The sequence below is a fragment of the Psychromarinibacter sediminicola genome (genome assembly GCF_029168335.1).
In the GTDB taxonomy this organism is placed as follows: Bacteria; Pseudomonadota; Alphaproteobacteria; order Rhodobacterales; family Rhodobacteraceae; genus Psychromarinibacter; species Psychromarinibacter sediminicola.
In genome coordinates this window covers 1-14,920 of record NZ_JARGYC010000094.1, presented here as the reverse complement: position 1 = coordinate 14,920, position 14,920 = coordinate 1, and the positions used below count along the sequence as shown (strand labels likewise).

At 67.3% G+C, this 14,920-nt stretch carries 15 protein-coding genes; 10 read left to right on the top strand and 5 right to left on the bottom strand.

Going from position 1 to position 14,920, the window contains the following annotated elements:
- Window positions 1-164: 164 nt before the first annotated feature.
- Entirely contained in the window at window positions 165-929 is a 765-nt protein-coding gene (locus tag P1J78_RS22155) for an NAD kinase (protein WP_275569565.1), read from the bottom strand.
- Window positions 930-1,073: 144 nt separating this feature from the next.
- Between P1J78_RS22155 and glyA the strand changes: the two genes are divergently transcribed.
- Window positions 1,074-2,369 (top strand): serine hydroxymethyltransferase, encoded by a 1,296-nt coding sequence (gene glyA, locus P1J78_RS22150; RefSeq protein ID WP_275569564.1) that lies wholly within the window; start codon window positions 1,074-1,076, stop codon window positions 2,367-2,369.
- Between the two features lie 104 nt (window positions 2,370-2,473).
- Window positions 2,474-2,881 carry a (R)-mandelonitrile lyase gene (locus P1J78_RS22145; protein WP_275569563.1) on the top strand — a complete coding sequence of 136 codons (408 nt, stop codon included), beginning with the start codon at window positions 2,474-2,476 and terminating at the stop codon, window positions 2,879-2,881.
- 114 nt (window positions 2,882-2,995) lie between these two features.
- Here the strand turns inward: P1J78_RS22145 and P1J78_RS22140 are convergent, their stop codons facing one another.
- A complete protein-coding gene (locus tag P1J78_RS22140) occupies window positions 2,996-3,604 on the bottom strand; it encodes a helix-turn-helix domain-containing protein (RefSeq protein WP_275569562.1) in 609 nt (202 codons plus the stop codon).
- Window positions 3,605-3,710: 106 nt separating this feature from the next.
- On the opposite strand from P1J78_RS22140, the gene P1J78_RS22135 reads away from it, so the two are divergent.
- The 5 genes from P1J78_RS22135 (at window position 3,711) to P1J78_RS22115 (ending at window position 8,625) form a co-directional block, all read left to right on the top strand.
- Complete coding sequence (locus P1J78_RS22135; RefSeq protein WP_275569561.1) at window positions 3,711-4,859, top strand: NAD(P)/FAD-dependent oxidoreductase; 1,149 nt, start codon at window positions 3,711-3,713, stop codon at window positions 4,857-4,859.
- Window positions 4,856-5,788, top strand: coding sequence for a tripartite tricarboxylate transporter substrate binding protein (locus tag P1J78_RS22130; RefSeq protein ID WP_275569560.1), 933 nt, complete (start codon window positions 4,856-4,858; stop codon window positions 5,786-5,788). The genes P1J78_RS22135 and P1J78_RS22130 overlap by 4 nt, the downstream gene beginning before the upstream one ends.
- The gene (locus tag P1J78_RS22125) at window positions 5,763-6,230 is read left to right on the top strand and encodes a tripartite tricarboxylate transporter TctB family protein (protein ID WP_275569559.1); all 468 of its coding nucleotides are present in this window, start codon (window positions 5,763-5,765) and stop codon (window positions 6,228-6,230) included. Before P1J78_RS22130 ends, P1J78_RS22125 begins: the two co-directional genes overlap by 26 nt.
- 7 nt (window positions 6,231-6,237) lie before the next feature.
- A complete protein-coding gene (locus P1J78_RS22120) occupies window positions 6,238-7,719 on the top strand; it encodes a tripartite tricarboxylate transporter permease (protein WP_275569558.1) in 1,482 nt (493 codons plus the stop codon).
- Between the two features lie 84 nt (window positions 7,720-7,803).
- Window positions 7,804-8,625: an SDR family NAD(P)-dependent oxidoreductase gene (locus P1J78_RS22115; protein WP_275569557.1), complete on the top strand. Its 822-nt coding sequence runs from the start codon at window positions 7,804-7,806 to the stop codon at window positions 8,623-8,625.
- Window positions 8,626-8,629: 4 nt separating this feature from the next.
- On the opposite strand, the gene P1J78_RS22110 is transcribed toward P1J78_RS22115, so the two are convergent.
- The 3 genes from P1J78_RS22110 to P1J78_RS22100 form a co-directional block, all read right to left on the bottom strand.
- Window positions 8,630-9,592: an aldo/keto reductase gene (locus P1J78_RS22110; RefSeq protein ID WP_275569556.1), complete on the bottom strand. Its 963-nt coding sequence runs from the start codon at window positions 9,590-9,592 to the stop codon at window positions 8,630-8,632.
- 474 nt (window positions 9,593-10,066) lie between these two features.
- Window positions 10,067-10,765, bottom strand: coding sequence for a hypothetical protein (locus P1J78_RS22105; RefSeq protein ID WP_275569555.1), 699 nt, complete (start codon window positions 10,763-10,765; stop codon window positions 10,067-10,069).
- Window positions 10,766-10,931: 166 nt separating this feature from the next.
- Window positions 10,932-11,312 (bottom strand): hypothetical protein, encoded by a 381-nt coding sequence (locus P1J78_RS22100; RefSeq protein ID WP_275569554.1) that lies wholly within the window; start codon window positions 11,310-11,312, stop codon window positions 10,932-10,934.
- 176 nt (window positions 11,313-11,488) lie between these two features.
- On the opposite strand from P1J78_RS22100, the gene P1J78_RS22095 reads away from it, so the two are divergent.
- The 3 genes from P1J78_RS22095 to P1J78_RS22085 are packed head-to-tail and all read left to right on the top strand — an operon-like array spanning window position 11,489 to window position 14,048.
- The gene (locus P1J78_RS22095) at window positions 11,489-11,806 is read left to right on the top strand and encodes a hypothetical protein (protein WP_275569553.1); all 318 of its coding nucleotides are present in this window, start codon (window positions 11,489-11,491) and stop codon (window positions 11,804-11,806) included.
- Between the two features lie 33 nt (window positions 11,807-11,839).
- Window positions 11,840-12,490: a hypothetical protein gene (locus P1J78_RS22090; RefSeq protein ID WP_275569552.1), complete on the top strand. Its 651-nt coding sequence runs from the start codon at window positions 11,840-11,842 to the stop codon at window positions 12,488-12,490.
- Window positions 12,375-14,048: a VapE domain-containing protein gene (locus tag P1J78_RS22085; RefSeq protein WP_275569551.1), complete on the top strand. Its 1,674-nt coding sequence runs from the start codon at window positions 12,375-12,377 to the stop codon at window positions 14,046-14,048. The genes P1J78_RS22090 and P1J78_RS22085 overlap by 116 nt, the downstream gene beginning before the upstream one ends.
- The last annotated feature ends 872 nt before the right edge of the window (window positions 14,049-14,920 follow it).

The following is a 14,920-nucleotide window of genomic DNA, read 5'->3' as shown; positions in this document are numbered from 1 at the left end:
TGGACCCGACGTTCGCATCTGCGAGCGACCCGCCTTCCAGCCCCGGCGACAGGAATAACGTCCTTCCAACCCGACTTCTTCAGCAGCCTGCTAAAGGATACGACGCTCTTAATCTATGGTTTACTTTTCATTTTAATAAGTTTTGCCTAAGTAGCCACTGATCGTCATACGAACTGCTCACGTATTAGGCGTTCCTCCAGGCCGTGGCCCGGATCGAACAACAGCCGATGCCGGACGCTGGGCTCCGACCGGATGTCCACCGCCACCACCCGCTGAACCGACCGGCTGTCGGCATCCGCCATGACGGGGCGCTTGCCGGGCTCCTGCACGTCGATCCGCACCTCGGCCATCATCGGCAGCAATGCGCCGCGCCAGCGCCGCGGCCGGAACGGCGCGATCGCGGTCAGCGCCAGAACGTCCGACCCGATCGGCAGGATCGGCCCGTGCGCGGAATAGTTGTAGGCCGTCGAGCCGGCGGGCGTCGCCACCAGCGCCCCGTCGCAGACCAGGTCCTCCATCCGCACCTTGCCGTCCACCGTGATCCTCAGCCGCGCCGCCTGCGGACCGGCCCGCAACAGCGATACCTCGTTGATCGCAAGCGCCTCCTGCATCGCGCCCTCCGGCGTCTCGGCGCGCATGTGCAGCGGATGAATCACCGTCTCCTCCGCCGCGGCCAGTCGCTCCAAGAGCCCGTCCGCCGCGAAGCCGTTCATCAGGAACCCGACCGTACCGCGGTTCATCCCGTAGACCGGCGCGTCCAGATGCATCGTGCCGTGCAGCGTCTGCAGCATGAACCCGTCGCCGCCCAGCGCCACGATCACCTCCGCCTCTTCCATCGGCACACAGCCATAGCGCTCGGAGAGCATCTCCTGCGCCTCGCGTGCCACCTGCACGTCGCTGGCCACGAAGGCGATCTTGGTCATCCGCATCCTCCTGCCGCCACAATGCAACCCGGCGCCCAAAACACAAGCCAAAGCCGCCCGCGGCACGCTGCGTGTCGCATTGAGGGGTTAAAGCCGGCGCCCGGATGCTGTAAGAGGCCCCCAATCCAAGCTGCAACGGAGTATGCCCATATGAACGCGCCTCATCGCGATTCCGGCTTCTTTACCGAAGCGCTGTCCGCCCGCGACCCCGAACTGTACGGCGCCATCCGCAAGGAACTCGGCCGCCAGCAGGACGAGATCGAGCTGATCGCGTCGGAAAACATCGTCTCCAAGGCCGTGCTCGAAGCACAGGGCTCGGTGATGACCAACAAGTATGCCGAAGGCTATCCCGGCAAGCGCTATTACGGCGGCTGCCAGTACGTGGACATCGCCGAAAACCTCGCCATCGAGCGCGCCAAGGAGCTGTTCGGCGCCGGATTCGCCAACGTGCAGCCGAATTCCGGCTCGCAGATGAACCAGGCGGTGTTCCTGGCGCTCTTGCAGCCCGGCGACACCTTCATGGGGCTCGACCTGAACTCCGGCGGCCACCTGACCCACGGCTCGCCCGTCAACATGTCGGGCAAGTGGTTCAACGTCGTGTCCTACGGCGTCCGCGAGGGCGATCACCTGCTCGACATGGACGACATCCGCGCCAAGGCGCGCGAGCACAAGCCCAAGCTGATCCTCGCCGGCGGCACCGCCTATTCCCGCACCTGGGACTGGGCCGCCTTCCGCGAGATCGCGGACGAGGTTGGCGCCTGGCTGATGGTCGACATGGCCCATATCGCCGGGCTGGTCGCCGGCGGCGCACACCCCTCGCCGGTGCCGCACGCCCATGTGGTCACCTCCACGACGCACAAGTCGCTCCGCGGCCCGCGCGGCGGCCTGATCCTGTCGAACGACGAGGCCATCGCGAAGAAACTGAACTCCGCCGTCTTCCCGGGCCTGCAGGGCGGGCCGCTGATGCACGCCATCGCGGGCAAGGCCGTCGCCTTCGCCGAGGCGCTGCGGCCGGAGTTCCAGGGCTACGCCGCGCAGGTCGTCTCGAACGCCCGCGCCATGGCCGACCAGCTGCAGAAGGGCGGCATCGACATCGTCTCGGGCGGCACCGACAACCATCTGATGCTGGCCGACCTGCGCCCCAAGGGCGTCACCGGCAAGGCCGCCGAGGCCGCGCTGGGCCGGGCCCGCATCACCTGCAACAAGAACGGCGTGCCGTTCGACCCGGAAAAGCCCTTCGTGACCTCCGGCATCCGCCTCGGCACCCCCGCCGGCACCACCCGCGGCTTCGGCGAGCCGGAGTTCCGCCAGATCGCCGACTGGATCGTCGAGGTGGTCGACGGCCTGTCGGCCAACGGCGAGGACGGCAACCACGCCGTCGAGGACAAGGTGAAGGCGCAGGTCACCGACCTCTGCGGCCGCTTCCCGATCTATCCGGGGATGTAAGACCTTCGCGGCGCCGGCCCGTCCGGCGCCGCCACCGCCGCTTGCCCATTGGCAGCGGCGCCTCCCCGTGTTCTGCTGAGCCGTGACAGAACAAGGAGGCCCCCATGGACCACACCCCCGCCGGCACCCGCCCGTCGCTCACGCCCCCGGCCGATTACTTCACCGGCCGTGTCCGGCAGGACCCCATCGTCGATGCCCCGGACCCCGCGCGCGTCCGCGCCGCCTGGGTCACCTTCGAACCCGGCGCCCGCACCGCCTGGCACACCCACCCGCTGGGCCAGACGCTGCACGTCGTCTCCGGCTGCGGCCTGTTCCAGACCGAGGGCGAGAAGATCGTCACCATCCGTCCGGGCGACACGATCTGGATTCCGCCGGGCGAACGCCACTGGCACGGCGCCGCGCCCGACACATTCATGTGCCACCTCGCCATGCACGAGGCGCTGGACGGCAAGCATATCGACTGGGAAGAGCACGTGACCGACGCGGAATACAACGGCGAACGGGCGGGCTGACCGCCGGACGCCGTGCCTGGAGCGCGCCGCTTTCCTTCGCAGTTACGCGGCGCGCTCTGATTTATTGATGCCGCAGATCCGAGGCGCACAAAACCCGCTCTTGTGCGCCATGCCCTACCCCTCGATGCCGGTGCAGACGACGAGAATCCGCGCCGGCGTCTCCCCGGCCGAGGCGTAGAGATGGCCGCGGTTCGAATCGAAATAAACGCTCTCGCCCGCCTCCAGCGCCACGTCCCCGCGCCCCTCGGCGCGGATCGTGACCCGGCCTTCGAGAACGTGCAGGAACTCCTCGCCCGGGTGCCGCACCATCCGGTCGAGCCGCATCTCCTCCAGCGGTTTCAGCGTGCCCAGCATCGGCACCATCGCCTTGCCCCGCACCTCGGGAAACAGCATCTCGTAGGTGTAGTTCTCGGTCGCGAGAAACCCGTGCCCGCCCTTGCGGCAGATCGCGAACTCGCCATCGGCGAAGGCCGAACCGCGGTCCGAGAACAGCTCCGCCACGTCGACGCCAAGCCCCTCGGCCAGCTTGGCGAACCGGTCGAAGGTCGGTGCCATCAGCCCGCGCTCGATCTTCGACACCGTCGACACGGCCAGCGAGGCCCGGTCCGCCACCTGCTGCAGCGTCAGCCCGCGCACCTGGCGCAGATGCCGGGCCCGTGCGGCCAGGCGGGCCCGGCTGTCCTGTGCGTCCCGCGGCAGGTCGGTGTCCTTCGTCACGTTCATGACCCCGAGGTTACGCGCGCCCGCCGCCGGGGTCCACGGCAAGCCGCGCGGCGCGGACCCGAACAGGGGTCTTTTCCGATCGGAAAAACGCGGCTAACCTGCCGGCATGGCGGACCGGTTCGACATTCTCGTGATCGGCGCCGGCGTCGCGGGGCTCTCCGCGGCGGCGGCGCTTGCCGGCTCGGCCCGCGTCGCGGTGCTGGAGGCCGAGGATCAGCCGGGCTACCACGCCACGGGACGCTCCGCCGCGATCCTTGCGCAGAATTACGGCAACGGCCTGATCCGGGCGCTGACCGCCGCATCGCTGCCGTTCTTCGACACGCCGCCCGAGGGCTTCGCCGCCGCGCCGCTGCTCTCGCCCCGCGGCCTGGTCCGCATCGCCCGGGCCGACCAGCGCCCGCAACTCGAAGCCGCCTTCCGCGACATGGCGGCCGATACCGCGCTGCGCTGGCTCGACGCCGACGCGGTGGCCGAACGCATCCCGCTTCTGCGCCCCGGCTATGCCGCCGCGGGTTTCGAAAACCCGGACGCCGCCGATATCGACGTCCACGCGCTGATGCAGGGCTGGCAGCGGCAGCTCACCGCGGCGGGCGGAACGGTCCGGACCTGCGCCGGCGTCCAGCGCATCGCCCGGGTCAACGGCGAATGGCTCTGCGACACGCCCGGCGGCCCCGTCGCGGCGCCGATCCTGGTGAACGCCGCCGGCGCTTGGGCCGACCGCGTCGCCGACATGGCAGGTGTCGCGCGGATCGGACTGATGCCGCTGCGCCGCTCCGCCGCCACGTTCGACGCCCCCGAGGGCGTGGACCTGGCCGGCTTTCCGATGACCGTCGACGCCGACGAGGCGTTCTACATGAAGCCCGAGGCCGGCCGCCTGCTCGCCTCGCCCGCCGACGAGACCCCGGCCGTCCCCGGCGACGTGCGCCCCGAGGAGCTGGACATCGCCCACGCCATCGACCGCGTGCAGACCGCCTTCGCCGTCGAGGTGCGCCACATCCGCGCCAGCTGGGCCGGCCTGCGCAGCTTCGTCGCCGACCGGGCGCCGGTGGTCGGCTTCGACGACGGCGCGCGGGGCTACTTCTGGCTGGCCGCGCAGGGCGGCTACGGGGTGCAGACCGCGCCCGCGCTGGCCCGTTTCGCCGCCGACAGCATCCTGCATCCCGGCGCCGCGCCGGAGATCGCGGGCGTCCCGGCCGACGCGCTGGCGCCGCACCGAATCCGAACCAACCGGACACAACAGGGAGGAACCTCATGAAAAAGCTGCTACTGGGCCTTGGCGCCCTCGCCTTCAGCGCCGGCACTGCGCTGGCGGACTGGTCGCCCTCGGGGCCCATCAATCTCTGGATCGGCTTCGGCGCGGGCGGCGAGACCGATACGCTCGGCCGCCTCGTCGCGCAGGAGATGTCCGACGCGACCGGCTGGGACATCGTGGTCGAGAACAAGCCGGGCGGCGGCGGCATGGCGATGTTCACCCAGCTCGCGGCCTACCCGGCCGACGGCCAGACGCTGGGCATGGGCGTGACGATGCCGGTGCTCGTCAACCTCACCATCCGGCCCGACGAGGTGCCCTTCGACCTCGACAGCTTCGACTATATCGGCACCGTGGCGCTGGCGCAGCTCGCGCTCGTGGCGCCGGCGGATGCGCCCTATGACGACCTCGCCGGGCTGATCGAGTATTCCAAGGAGAAGGGCGGCGCGCTGGTGGCGTTCGACGCCAAGCCGCAGGAACTGCTGATGGGCGTCGTCAACGCGCAGTCCGAGGCGGGCTTCAAGATGGTCACCACCGAAAGCTCGGCCGAGGCGCTGCAGAACCTGCTGGGCGGGCACGTGGACGCGGCGTTCAACGCCGGCGCGCATATCCCCTATCTCGAGTCGGGCGAGCTGAAGATGATCGCCTCGGCCAATGCCAGCCGCCACAGCTATGCCCCCGACACCGGCACGGTGCGCGAGGCGGGCTATGACATCTATGTCGACCCGTGGTTCTACATCGCCGCGCCCGACGGGCTGCCGGAGGAGACGCACACGGCGCTGTCCGAGGCGCTGAACAATGCGCTGCAATCGGACGCCGTCCGCGACGCCATCGAGAAGACGATGCATACCGAGCCCGCCGATATGGGGCCAGCCGAGACCAAGGCGATGATGGAGGACGGCCTGAAGAATGTCGGAAGCCTCTTCGGGCAGTAGGCAGGCGCCCGGCCCCGGCGACCGCGCCCTGACGCGCGGCGCCGGGTTTGCGGTGCTGGCCTTCGCGGCGGTTCTGTGGGTCTGGATCATCCCGTGGCAGGTGGACGCCTCGGGCACCGGCTGGATGCGGCCGCGCACGCTGCCGCTGATCTGTGCCGCCGGGCTGGGGATCGGCGGTGCGCTTCTGGCGGTGGTCCCGGCCGGCCTCACCGACCTGCGTCCGCGCGCGCACCTCAAGGCGGCGGGGCTTCTGGTCATCGCCGCCGTCGCGGTCTGGGCGATGGCGCGCTGGGGCTTCCTCTGGGTCGCGCCGGTGCTGGCGGCGGCGCTGGTCGCCATCCTGCGCGAACGCCGCCCCTTATGGATCGCGGCGACCGTCATCGGCGTGCCGGGCGCGATCTGGCTCGCCGTCGTCGAGCTTCTCGGCCGCAGCCTGCCGTGAGCGCCTGATGCCGCCCCTCGACTCCGTCCTTGCCGGCTTTGCCGACGCCTTCACCCTGTTCAACCTGCTGTTCGTCGTCGCCGGCGTCGCGATGGGCCAGCTGGTGGGCGCGATCCCCGGCATCGGGCCGGTCATGGCCATGGCCATCGCCATTCCCTTCACCTTCACGCTCGACACGCTGCCGGCCGTGTCCTTCCTCGTGGGGATCATGAAGGGCGGGCTGTTCGGCGGGGCGATCCCCGCGGTGCTCATCAACACGCCCGGCACGCCGGACGCCGCGGCGACCACCTTCGACGGCCATCCGCTGGCGGCCAAGGGCAAGCCCTTGAAGGCCACCAAGATGGCGCTTTATTCCTCGGTCACCGGCGACGCCTTTTCCGACATGGTGCTGATCCTCGCCTCTGCCCCCATCGCCGTGATCGCGCTGAAGCTGGGGCCGGTCGAGGTCTGCGCCCTGATGATCTTCGCCTTCGCGGTGATCGCGGGTCTGGTGGGCGATTCCCTGATCAAGGGGCTGATCGCCGCGCTGCTGGGCCTCCTGCTGGCCACGGTCCAGCTCGATCCCGAGCAGGCCACCCCGCGTTTCGACTTCGGCTATTTCCAGCTCTACGACGGCGTCAACCTCGTCGCCGTCGCCGTGGGGATGCTGGCGGTGGCCGAGATCGTCCGCCGGATGGCCGAGCATGACGGCCGCCCGCAGCCCGCCGCCGTGCCGCAGTCGGAGGAGCCCGGCGCCCGCGGCGTGTCATGGCGGGAATACTGGGGCTGCCGCTGGACCATGCTGCGCGGAGCGTTGATCGGCACCGGGCTGGGCGCCCTGCCCGGCCTCGGCTCCACCGCCGCGGCCTTCATGTCCTATGCCAGCGCAAAGCGCGGCGACCCCGGCGGCGTGCCCTTCGGCGAGGGCAACCTCCGCGGCATCGCCGCCACGGAAAGCGCCAATTCCGCGGTCATGGGCGCCAACCTGATCCCGCTTCTGGGCATCGGCATTCCCGGCTCGGTCTCGGCCGCGCTGCTGATCTCGGCCTTCGTGATCCACGGCATCCAGCCGGGGCCCCTGATGTTCCGCACCCAGCCGGAGCTGGTCTACGGCATCTTCGGCGCCATGCTGATGGCCAACCTGTGTAACCTGATCGTCGGCCAGCTCTCGCTCCGCGCCTGGAGCGCGGCGGTCAAGGCGCCGGCCTCGTTCATCTTCCCCGCGGCGCTGATCTTCTGCATCGCCGGGGTCTACCTGTCCTCCGGCGGGCTGTTCGGCGTGTCCATCATGCTGATCGCCGCCGCGGTGTCGCTCACGCTCACGGCCGTCGGCATCCCGGTGATCGTCCTGCTCATCACCTTCTTTCTCGGCCGCCGCTTCGAGACCTCGCTCAGCCAGGCCCTGACCATCCTCGACGGCGACCCGCGCGCGCTGACGGCGCATCCGGTCGCGCTGATCCTGCTGGTGGGCGCGCTCGCCACCGGGGTCTGGATGGCCCGGCGTCGCTGACATGCGGCGGGGCGTCCCACTGGCCCCCGCCCGCGCCCCGTGCCATCCTGCCGCGGCGCGCGAGGCACGACAGGGAGCGAGGACATGCACGAGGCCATCCGCAAGGACAACGTCGCCGTCGTCACCGGCGGCGCATCGGGAATCGGGCGCGAGGCCGCGCGGCGGCTGGCCGAGCTGGGCATGCGCGTCTGCATCGCCGACCTGGCCGGTCCCACTCTCGACGACGCGGCCGAGGCCACCGGCGCGGCGCTGGCCGTGGCCGCGGATGTCTCGGTCCCCGACGACCTCCATGCGCTCAAGGACCGGGTCGAGACCGAGCTCGGCCCCGTCGACCTTCTGATGAACAACGCGGGCACCCAGCCGGGCAGCTCGATCTTCGATGCCGAGGCCAACTGGCAGGCGATCGTCGACACCAACATGTGGGGGATCATCCGCGGCAGCCAGATCTTCGGCCCCGACATGGCGGCCTCCGGGCGGCCCGGGCTGATCGTCAATACCGGCTCCAAGCAGGGGATCACCACGCCGCCGGGAGATCCGGCCTACAACGTCTCGAAGGCCGGCGTGAAGGCGTTCACCGAGGCGCTGCAGCACGAGCTGCGCAACATGGACGGCTGCCGCACCGAGGCGCGGCTGTTCATCCCCGGCTGGGTCTTCACGCCTTTGACGGCGCGTGGCCGGACCGAGAAGCCCGAGGGCGCCTGGACGCCGGAGCAGGTCGTCGACTTTCTGCTGCAGGCGCTGGCGCGCGACGATTTCTACATCCTCTGCCCCGACAACGACGTGGACCGCGCCACCGATGCCAAACGCATCCTCTGGGCCGCCGGCGACATCGCCGAGAACCGCCCGCCCCTGTCGCGCTGGCACCCCGACTACGGCGATGCCTTCGCCGCCTGGCTGAAGACCTGACGTCTCAGCCCGGGCGATACACCCGGTTCGCCTCCGGATCGCCCGTCTCGTAGGGCAGCGCCGCCAGCTCCGCCGCCACGGCGGGCGGGATGGCGGCACGCGCCCAGTCGAGCGTCTGCGCCACTCGCTCCGGTTTCGTCACGCCGATGACAGTCGACAGAACCCGCGGATCGTTCATCGAGAATTGCAGCGCCGCCGCGCCCGGCGACACGCCGTGCCCGGCACAGACCGCCTCGATCCGCTTCGCCGGCGCCAGCGCCGCTTCGTCCGCCTCCTGGTAGGTCACGCGCGGCATCTCGGCCGTGCCCTTCGCCAGCACGCCGCCGGCATAGGGCGCGGCGTTCAGCACCGCGATCCCCGCCTCCTGCGCATAGGAAAACAGCGCGTCCGCCGCGCGGTTCATCAGCGTGAAGCGGTTGTGGCTGATCAGCGCGTCGAACGGCCGCTCGCGCAGCAGCGGCTCCATGATGTCGAGCCGCCCCATCGCCAGCCCCACCGCCTGCGTGATGCCTTCCGCCTTCAGCTTGAACAGCTCGTCCAGCGCGCCGCCCTCCGCCGTGATCTCCTGCAGGTCGCGCGCATGCTCGGGATCGTGCAGGTGCAATAGCGGGATCGTGTCGAGCCCCAGCGCCTCCAGGCTCTGCTCCGCCGATTGCCGCACCCGGGCGGCGTCGAAGCGGCCGGTCTCGAAATCCCGGTCGACCTTGGACGAGATCACGAAGCCCTCGGGCAACCCGCCCCGCTCGCGAATGGCATCGCCGATGCGCGCCTCGCTGCGGCCGAAGCCATAGATGCGCGCGGTGTCCAGGCAGTTCACCGGACTGTCGAAGATCGCCCGCAGCGTGGCGCGGGCGCGGTCCTCGTCCACCGCGTAGCCGTAGGTGTCGGGCATGTCGCCCAGCCCCGAGGCGCCGAAGCAGATCGGGGTGACGGACAGGCCGGTATTGCCGAGGGGGCGGCGGTGCATGAGCGTCCTCCTTTGCGCGCGTGCTGCCCGCTCGTGTTAACCGCCCGCGCCCGGCAAAGGCAAACGCCGCGCCGCTTTGCCGCCCGGGATCCTGGCCAGGACGGGGGAGGTGCGATGAAGGGAGATACCGGAACCTAGGGCTTGCGGCGGCGCTTCGCCCCCGGCTTGTCACACTGCCGCCTGCCTAAATAGCAGCCTAAGCATCTGATATTTTGGGGATTAAGTGGTGCCCGGGGGCGGAATCAACTTCTACTATTATACTGCGGTTTGGGGTGATTTTCTGCCTAGTTACCACAAAATATTACCACGAAACAGGCGAATCTCGCTAAATGTGGAACCGAACACTCCATGGGATTCCGCGTTGGGGCCGCGGAAACTAGATGTCGCGCGGCGTGGATGGCACAAGAATCGAAGAGCCCCGGCCCGAACCGGGGCCTTCATTGTCGATCTGCGCTTTCCGCGGAGCGTGAGGCATCACGCAAGGAACTGGTGCGTTGCATTCAGCGGCTTTCGCGCCCTCTCCTCGTCGACGACCGAAGTCACCTCCCCCTGGCCGGAGACCTTGAGAACGATCTCCCCGTGGTCCTCGACAGGCTTCCGCGGCATGTCGGTCAGATCGTAGAGGAACGGAAACGTCGCGCCGGGCACGTCCGTCGTCACACCGATGACCCGGTCGCCGCAGGGCTCGGGCACCTTGAAGACGAGCTTGCCGTCGACGATCTGCCCCAAAGCTACAGTAATCGGCAGCATCCGAGCGCCGATGATGGCGTAGAGATGCACGTTCCGTTGCTGCGCTATGGTGTCGTCGGGGCTGGGGAAAGCGATGTGCCCGCCGTTCACCTCGGTGAGGCCCGCGACCAGGAGCGTTGCCCCAGACGCGCGCAGGGCCTCTTCGGCCACTTCGCGTGGTGTCGAAACCGACTGGCGGCCGAGATCGAGCCAAACCTCGTCGGCTTGCAGCACTCGCGCGATGGCCTGGAGCTTGTCGCGGCGCGGTCGGGATTGGCCGGTCGCCCACTTGTGCACCGTATTCAGGGATACATTCAGCCCTGCCTCCGCGAGCTGCCGCTTCAACCAGGTAAGGCGACCATGCTGACCCTCCGGGGCCAGTGGATGGGCGTCCATGGCTCGGTCAAGCCTTTCGGGGAAGCCGTCACGCTCTTTCATTTCCATCTCACTCCCCCTTCAGCGCCGTCGCGCAGTGCTACTCCAATCTGTGTTGAGGGGAGCGCCTATCACCTATTTATTAATTAATCAACAGACTGGGGATAGTCGTCTACAGCCTTGGAATGTTTTCTACGGGCAAAACGAGCAGTACCCTAATCGGAATGTGCGTATGCTAGACACGCAAGCGGGTGCCATCACAGCTCGTGGTGCCCGACAGGCCAATCCTTTCGGGGAGGCGTTGCTCTTGTTCGAGCTCAAGCGGCGATGTCATGCTGAGTCGCAAAATGCCATCAAATTCCCTCCGTGATTCGGCCTGAATGACCTCTCTCAAGCCGACCGAGCTAACCATTTCCTCGTTCGAGGTGCCCTGGCGCAGGGCCAGGGCATAGCGGAGAAAAAAAACCGCTCTGCCTTCTGCCCACGCCGGCGCGGTAGAGCGTTGAACTGCTGGAACAGTACGAGGCGCGACGTGAGCCCCCTCCCGGCCTGGATCGAATCCAGAATTAAGCCTCCGGATTTCAATGGCTTCCGGCACCTCGATTAGCCGCTTCACCTGTTGCTCTTAAGCCAAGATGCTCCTCGGCTCGTAGTTTGTGACGGAATCGGCGCAAACGAGACACGCTTACACTGCCAGGCTAGCATGATCAACTAAAAGAGGATACTTCCCATAAGGGTGATGAGGTGCTACTCCCTGTTGAGCAATCGAGCCCAAGAACGAGGAGCCAGATCATGGTCAAAGTCAAATCTACGAACGTACGGCGCCCCTATCAGGGCGGTGAATTGCACGATCTGCTGTGCCTGCACTTTCCGCAGCACCGGACGCCAAATCTCGTCTTCGACGTGCCGCGGATCGCGCGCGATCTGGGCTTCGTGAACGAGACGATCTACCGCTGCCTCCGCAAGGACTGGATTTCGGTCGAGGTGTCGAAAAAGCTGATCGCTCTCTCTGAAGATCTTCAGCTCGACGATATCTTCGAGGAGGACAGATACCCCGAAAAGCCGCTGGCCCCTGTCGACCTCCTGGCGTTCCTCTTCAACGAATACTGATCGGCTTCCCGGTCGCCAACACCGGGGAGCGGTATGGCTGACGACCTCTTCGAGATTAAGATCGCGACAGGCGCAGGCTCGAACCTCGGCCGCGTCAAGAACGAAACGGTCACCTGGCGCCAGTTCGGGCGTCGGATGCAGAAGATATACCGCGATGGCATCAGCATCGCGAGGTGGAACGCGCTGACGAAGCGGGCCAAGGAAGGCGACAAGAAGGCGCGGGACGAACAGAACCGGCGGAAGGCCGAGGCGGGCTATTTCTGCCAGGGTTGGTTCGAGGAGGGCCGCCGGAAGAAGGACCTCCAGCAATTCGTCTCGATCATCTGCCTCGACGTGGACGATCTGGAGCCGGAGCAAGCCGACTACATCCTCGGCGGGCACTCCTGGCTGACCCAGACCTATACCTGCCTGGTCTCCTCGACGCGCTCGCACACCGCGGCCGCGCCGCGGCTCCGCGTCGTGGTCCCGCTCAAGCGCCACGTCAAGATGGACGAGGGGCACGCCATCGGGCGCATCCTCGGCTCAGGGCTGCTGGAAACGGTCGAGGAGTCGATGGACGCCATCGACGATGTCAGCTTCCGCGCGAATCGACGAGCCGCCGGCGCCGGCACCGAAGCCGAAACCGGAGCCAGACCGCGGGGCGGTCGACCTCGACGACTTCCTCGACTTCGGCGACGAGGATGACGAGCCCGAGGAGGACGACGGCGGCGTGGGCGCCGACGACTTCGACGACCTGGACGACGAGGACGAGGACGCCGAGCCTAAGAAGGGCGCCAAAGAGGACCGAGAAGCCTGGAAACAGAAGCTCCACCTCAAGGCCAACGGCGACGTTGAGCCATCCGCCGACAACGCCGCGATAATCTGCGAGAACGACGCCCGGATCGCGCCGTGCATCGCCTATAACGAATTCACACGCGAGCCGGTCTGCCTCAAGCCCATCCGGTCGAAGGGGACTCACCTCGCCTCGCCGCCGGTCGAGAAGAGAGACCGGGAGTACGGGCGACGTTGGCAAGACGCCGACGACATTTCCATCGAGCGGCTGTGCTCAGTGCCGCAGGAGCGTCACGGCTACGGGGTCGACTTCCCTCGATCAAAGATCGAGAGTGCCGTCCTGACGGCCGGGGGGAAACAGAAGTTCCATCCGGTCAAGGACCTCTTCAAGGAGTACCGCGAAGCCTACGTCGCGGCCGGGCGCCCGACGAAGGGTGCGATCTGGCGGCTGCCGCAGGACTACCTCGGCTGCGAGGACAACGCCTACTTCCGCGAATCCTCCTGGGCGCTCATGCTCGGGCTCGTGGCGCGGGTCTTCGAGCCGGGGCACAAGTTCGACCTCGTGACGATTATCCAGGGCGCCCAGGGCGGCGGCAAGTCGACCTTCTGGGAAGTTCTGGCGCACGAGCGGTTCTTCGGCAGCCTGCCGATGAGCTTTGACGATCTCGGCCGCATGATCGAGGCGACCCAGGGCAAGCTCATCTGCGAGATGGGCGAGATGAAGCACGTCAACGCGAACACCAACGAGACGGCGAAGGACTTCATCACAAAGCGGGTCGACGAATACCGGCTGGCCTACGCTCGCCGTGTGGACCAATTCCCGCGGCAGTTCATCCTCGTGGGCACCGCGAACGAGGGCGAGATTCTGCACGACCCCACCGGCGCCCGGCGCTTCAATATCTGGCCGGACGAGCACGACCGGCGCAACCGGATCGACCGCGACCGGCTGATCGAGAACTTGCCCATGCTGTGGGGCGAGGCATACGACGAATACCTCAAGATGCGGAAGGCGCAGCCCGAGGGCGACCTGTTCCTCGATCTCCGCAGCGACGAGGCGCTCGACTACCACGCCGACATCACCGACAAGGCCCGGCGCCGCACGGCCAAGGAGATCATCGCCGACGAGATACAGTCCTGGCTCGACACGCCCCATGAGGCCGAGAACGTGCTCGTAGACGAGCAAGGGATGCCCTTGGACCCGGACGACGAGCGGATGATGGTGCGGAACGTCGTGACCCCAAAGCAGGCGTACGAGGCGCTCAGCGACAGCCCGAGCCTGCGGGCCTACCGTAACGCCGACTTGCGGACCTACGGAGAGGCCCTGGGTGCGCTCAAAGGCTGGGAGCGCAGTGAAACGAAGACACGGCGGTTCAAAGAACGGAACGCGCAGACCGTCTACTACCGCGAAGGCTCCCACGCCCTGGCGGAAGAATGGGTTGAGGCCCCCGCCGGCGATAACTCAGCCGACTGAGTCGTTTCCGCCGTACCTCCACTACAATGTGAGCCTTCTAGCGCCCGGCCGTTTCTGCGGTCGGGCGTTTCAGCTTGGGCAGGGACTCGAAGCGGCGGGGCCTGACGCGCGGAGCGTCTGAGCGCCCTTTTGGTGTAACTTTCTGGCGTATAAAGGGGAGTTACACCAAGGAAAAGCGGTCGTGCGGCCACGCAACCTGAAGTGGAGAAGCGATCATGCGGCTAATTCCTTTTCGTGTTGCCTGAGATCGGGGCCAGGTGTGCAGCAGGGCTCTGCACGGTGTTGCACAGGCTAAGCTATTGATTTCCTACCCGTTTTCAGGGGCTCTGTGGAGGTGTGGAGCAGGAGGTTCCCATTGTAGCCGGTCGGGGCTCTGCGAAGGGCTGATATTCTCCTTTTCGTTGACTTTGCCCCTCTCTTCTCTCTTTGCTGAGTCTCTATGGAGAAAGGTGCTCCACAGCTCCACAGAACCCTTATTATTTAGCGATTTCAGGGTATTACCTGTGATGTCAACGCAAAAGTTCTCCGACACAGCCTCCACAGCGCGCGGAATCGAACTCCCTGCCCCGGACTGAGCGCTTGAGCCAACGCAAACTGGACAAGCGAGCCCACCGAAAACCCCCTAGACAGGCCCCTCCGGTTGTGGCATCAATAAGTTGATAATCACCTTGTGGCTAATATCATGACCGACCTGTCGCAGTACCGAGCCCGCGCCTGCTTCGCCGCGCCTCAGCGTCTCGGCGAACAGCACCTCCAGCCGCTCCGCGCCCATCTGCTGGTAGTGCCCCGGGAAATGGTGTAGGAACTGGCGTCCACCTGCTTCTTCATAGCTGGTGTCGCTCGTTCACTGGGCGGCGATCATAGTCGCCGCG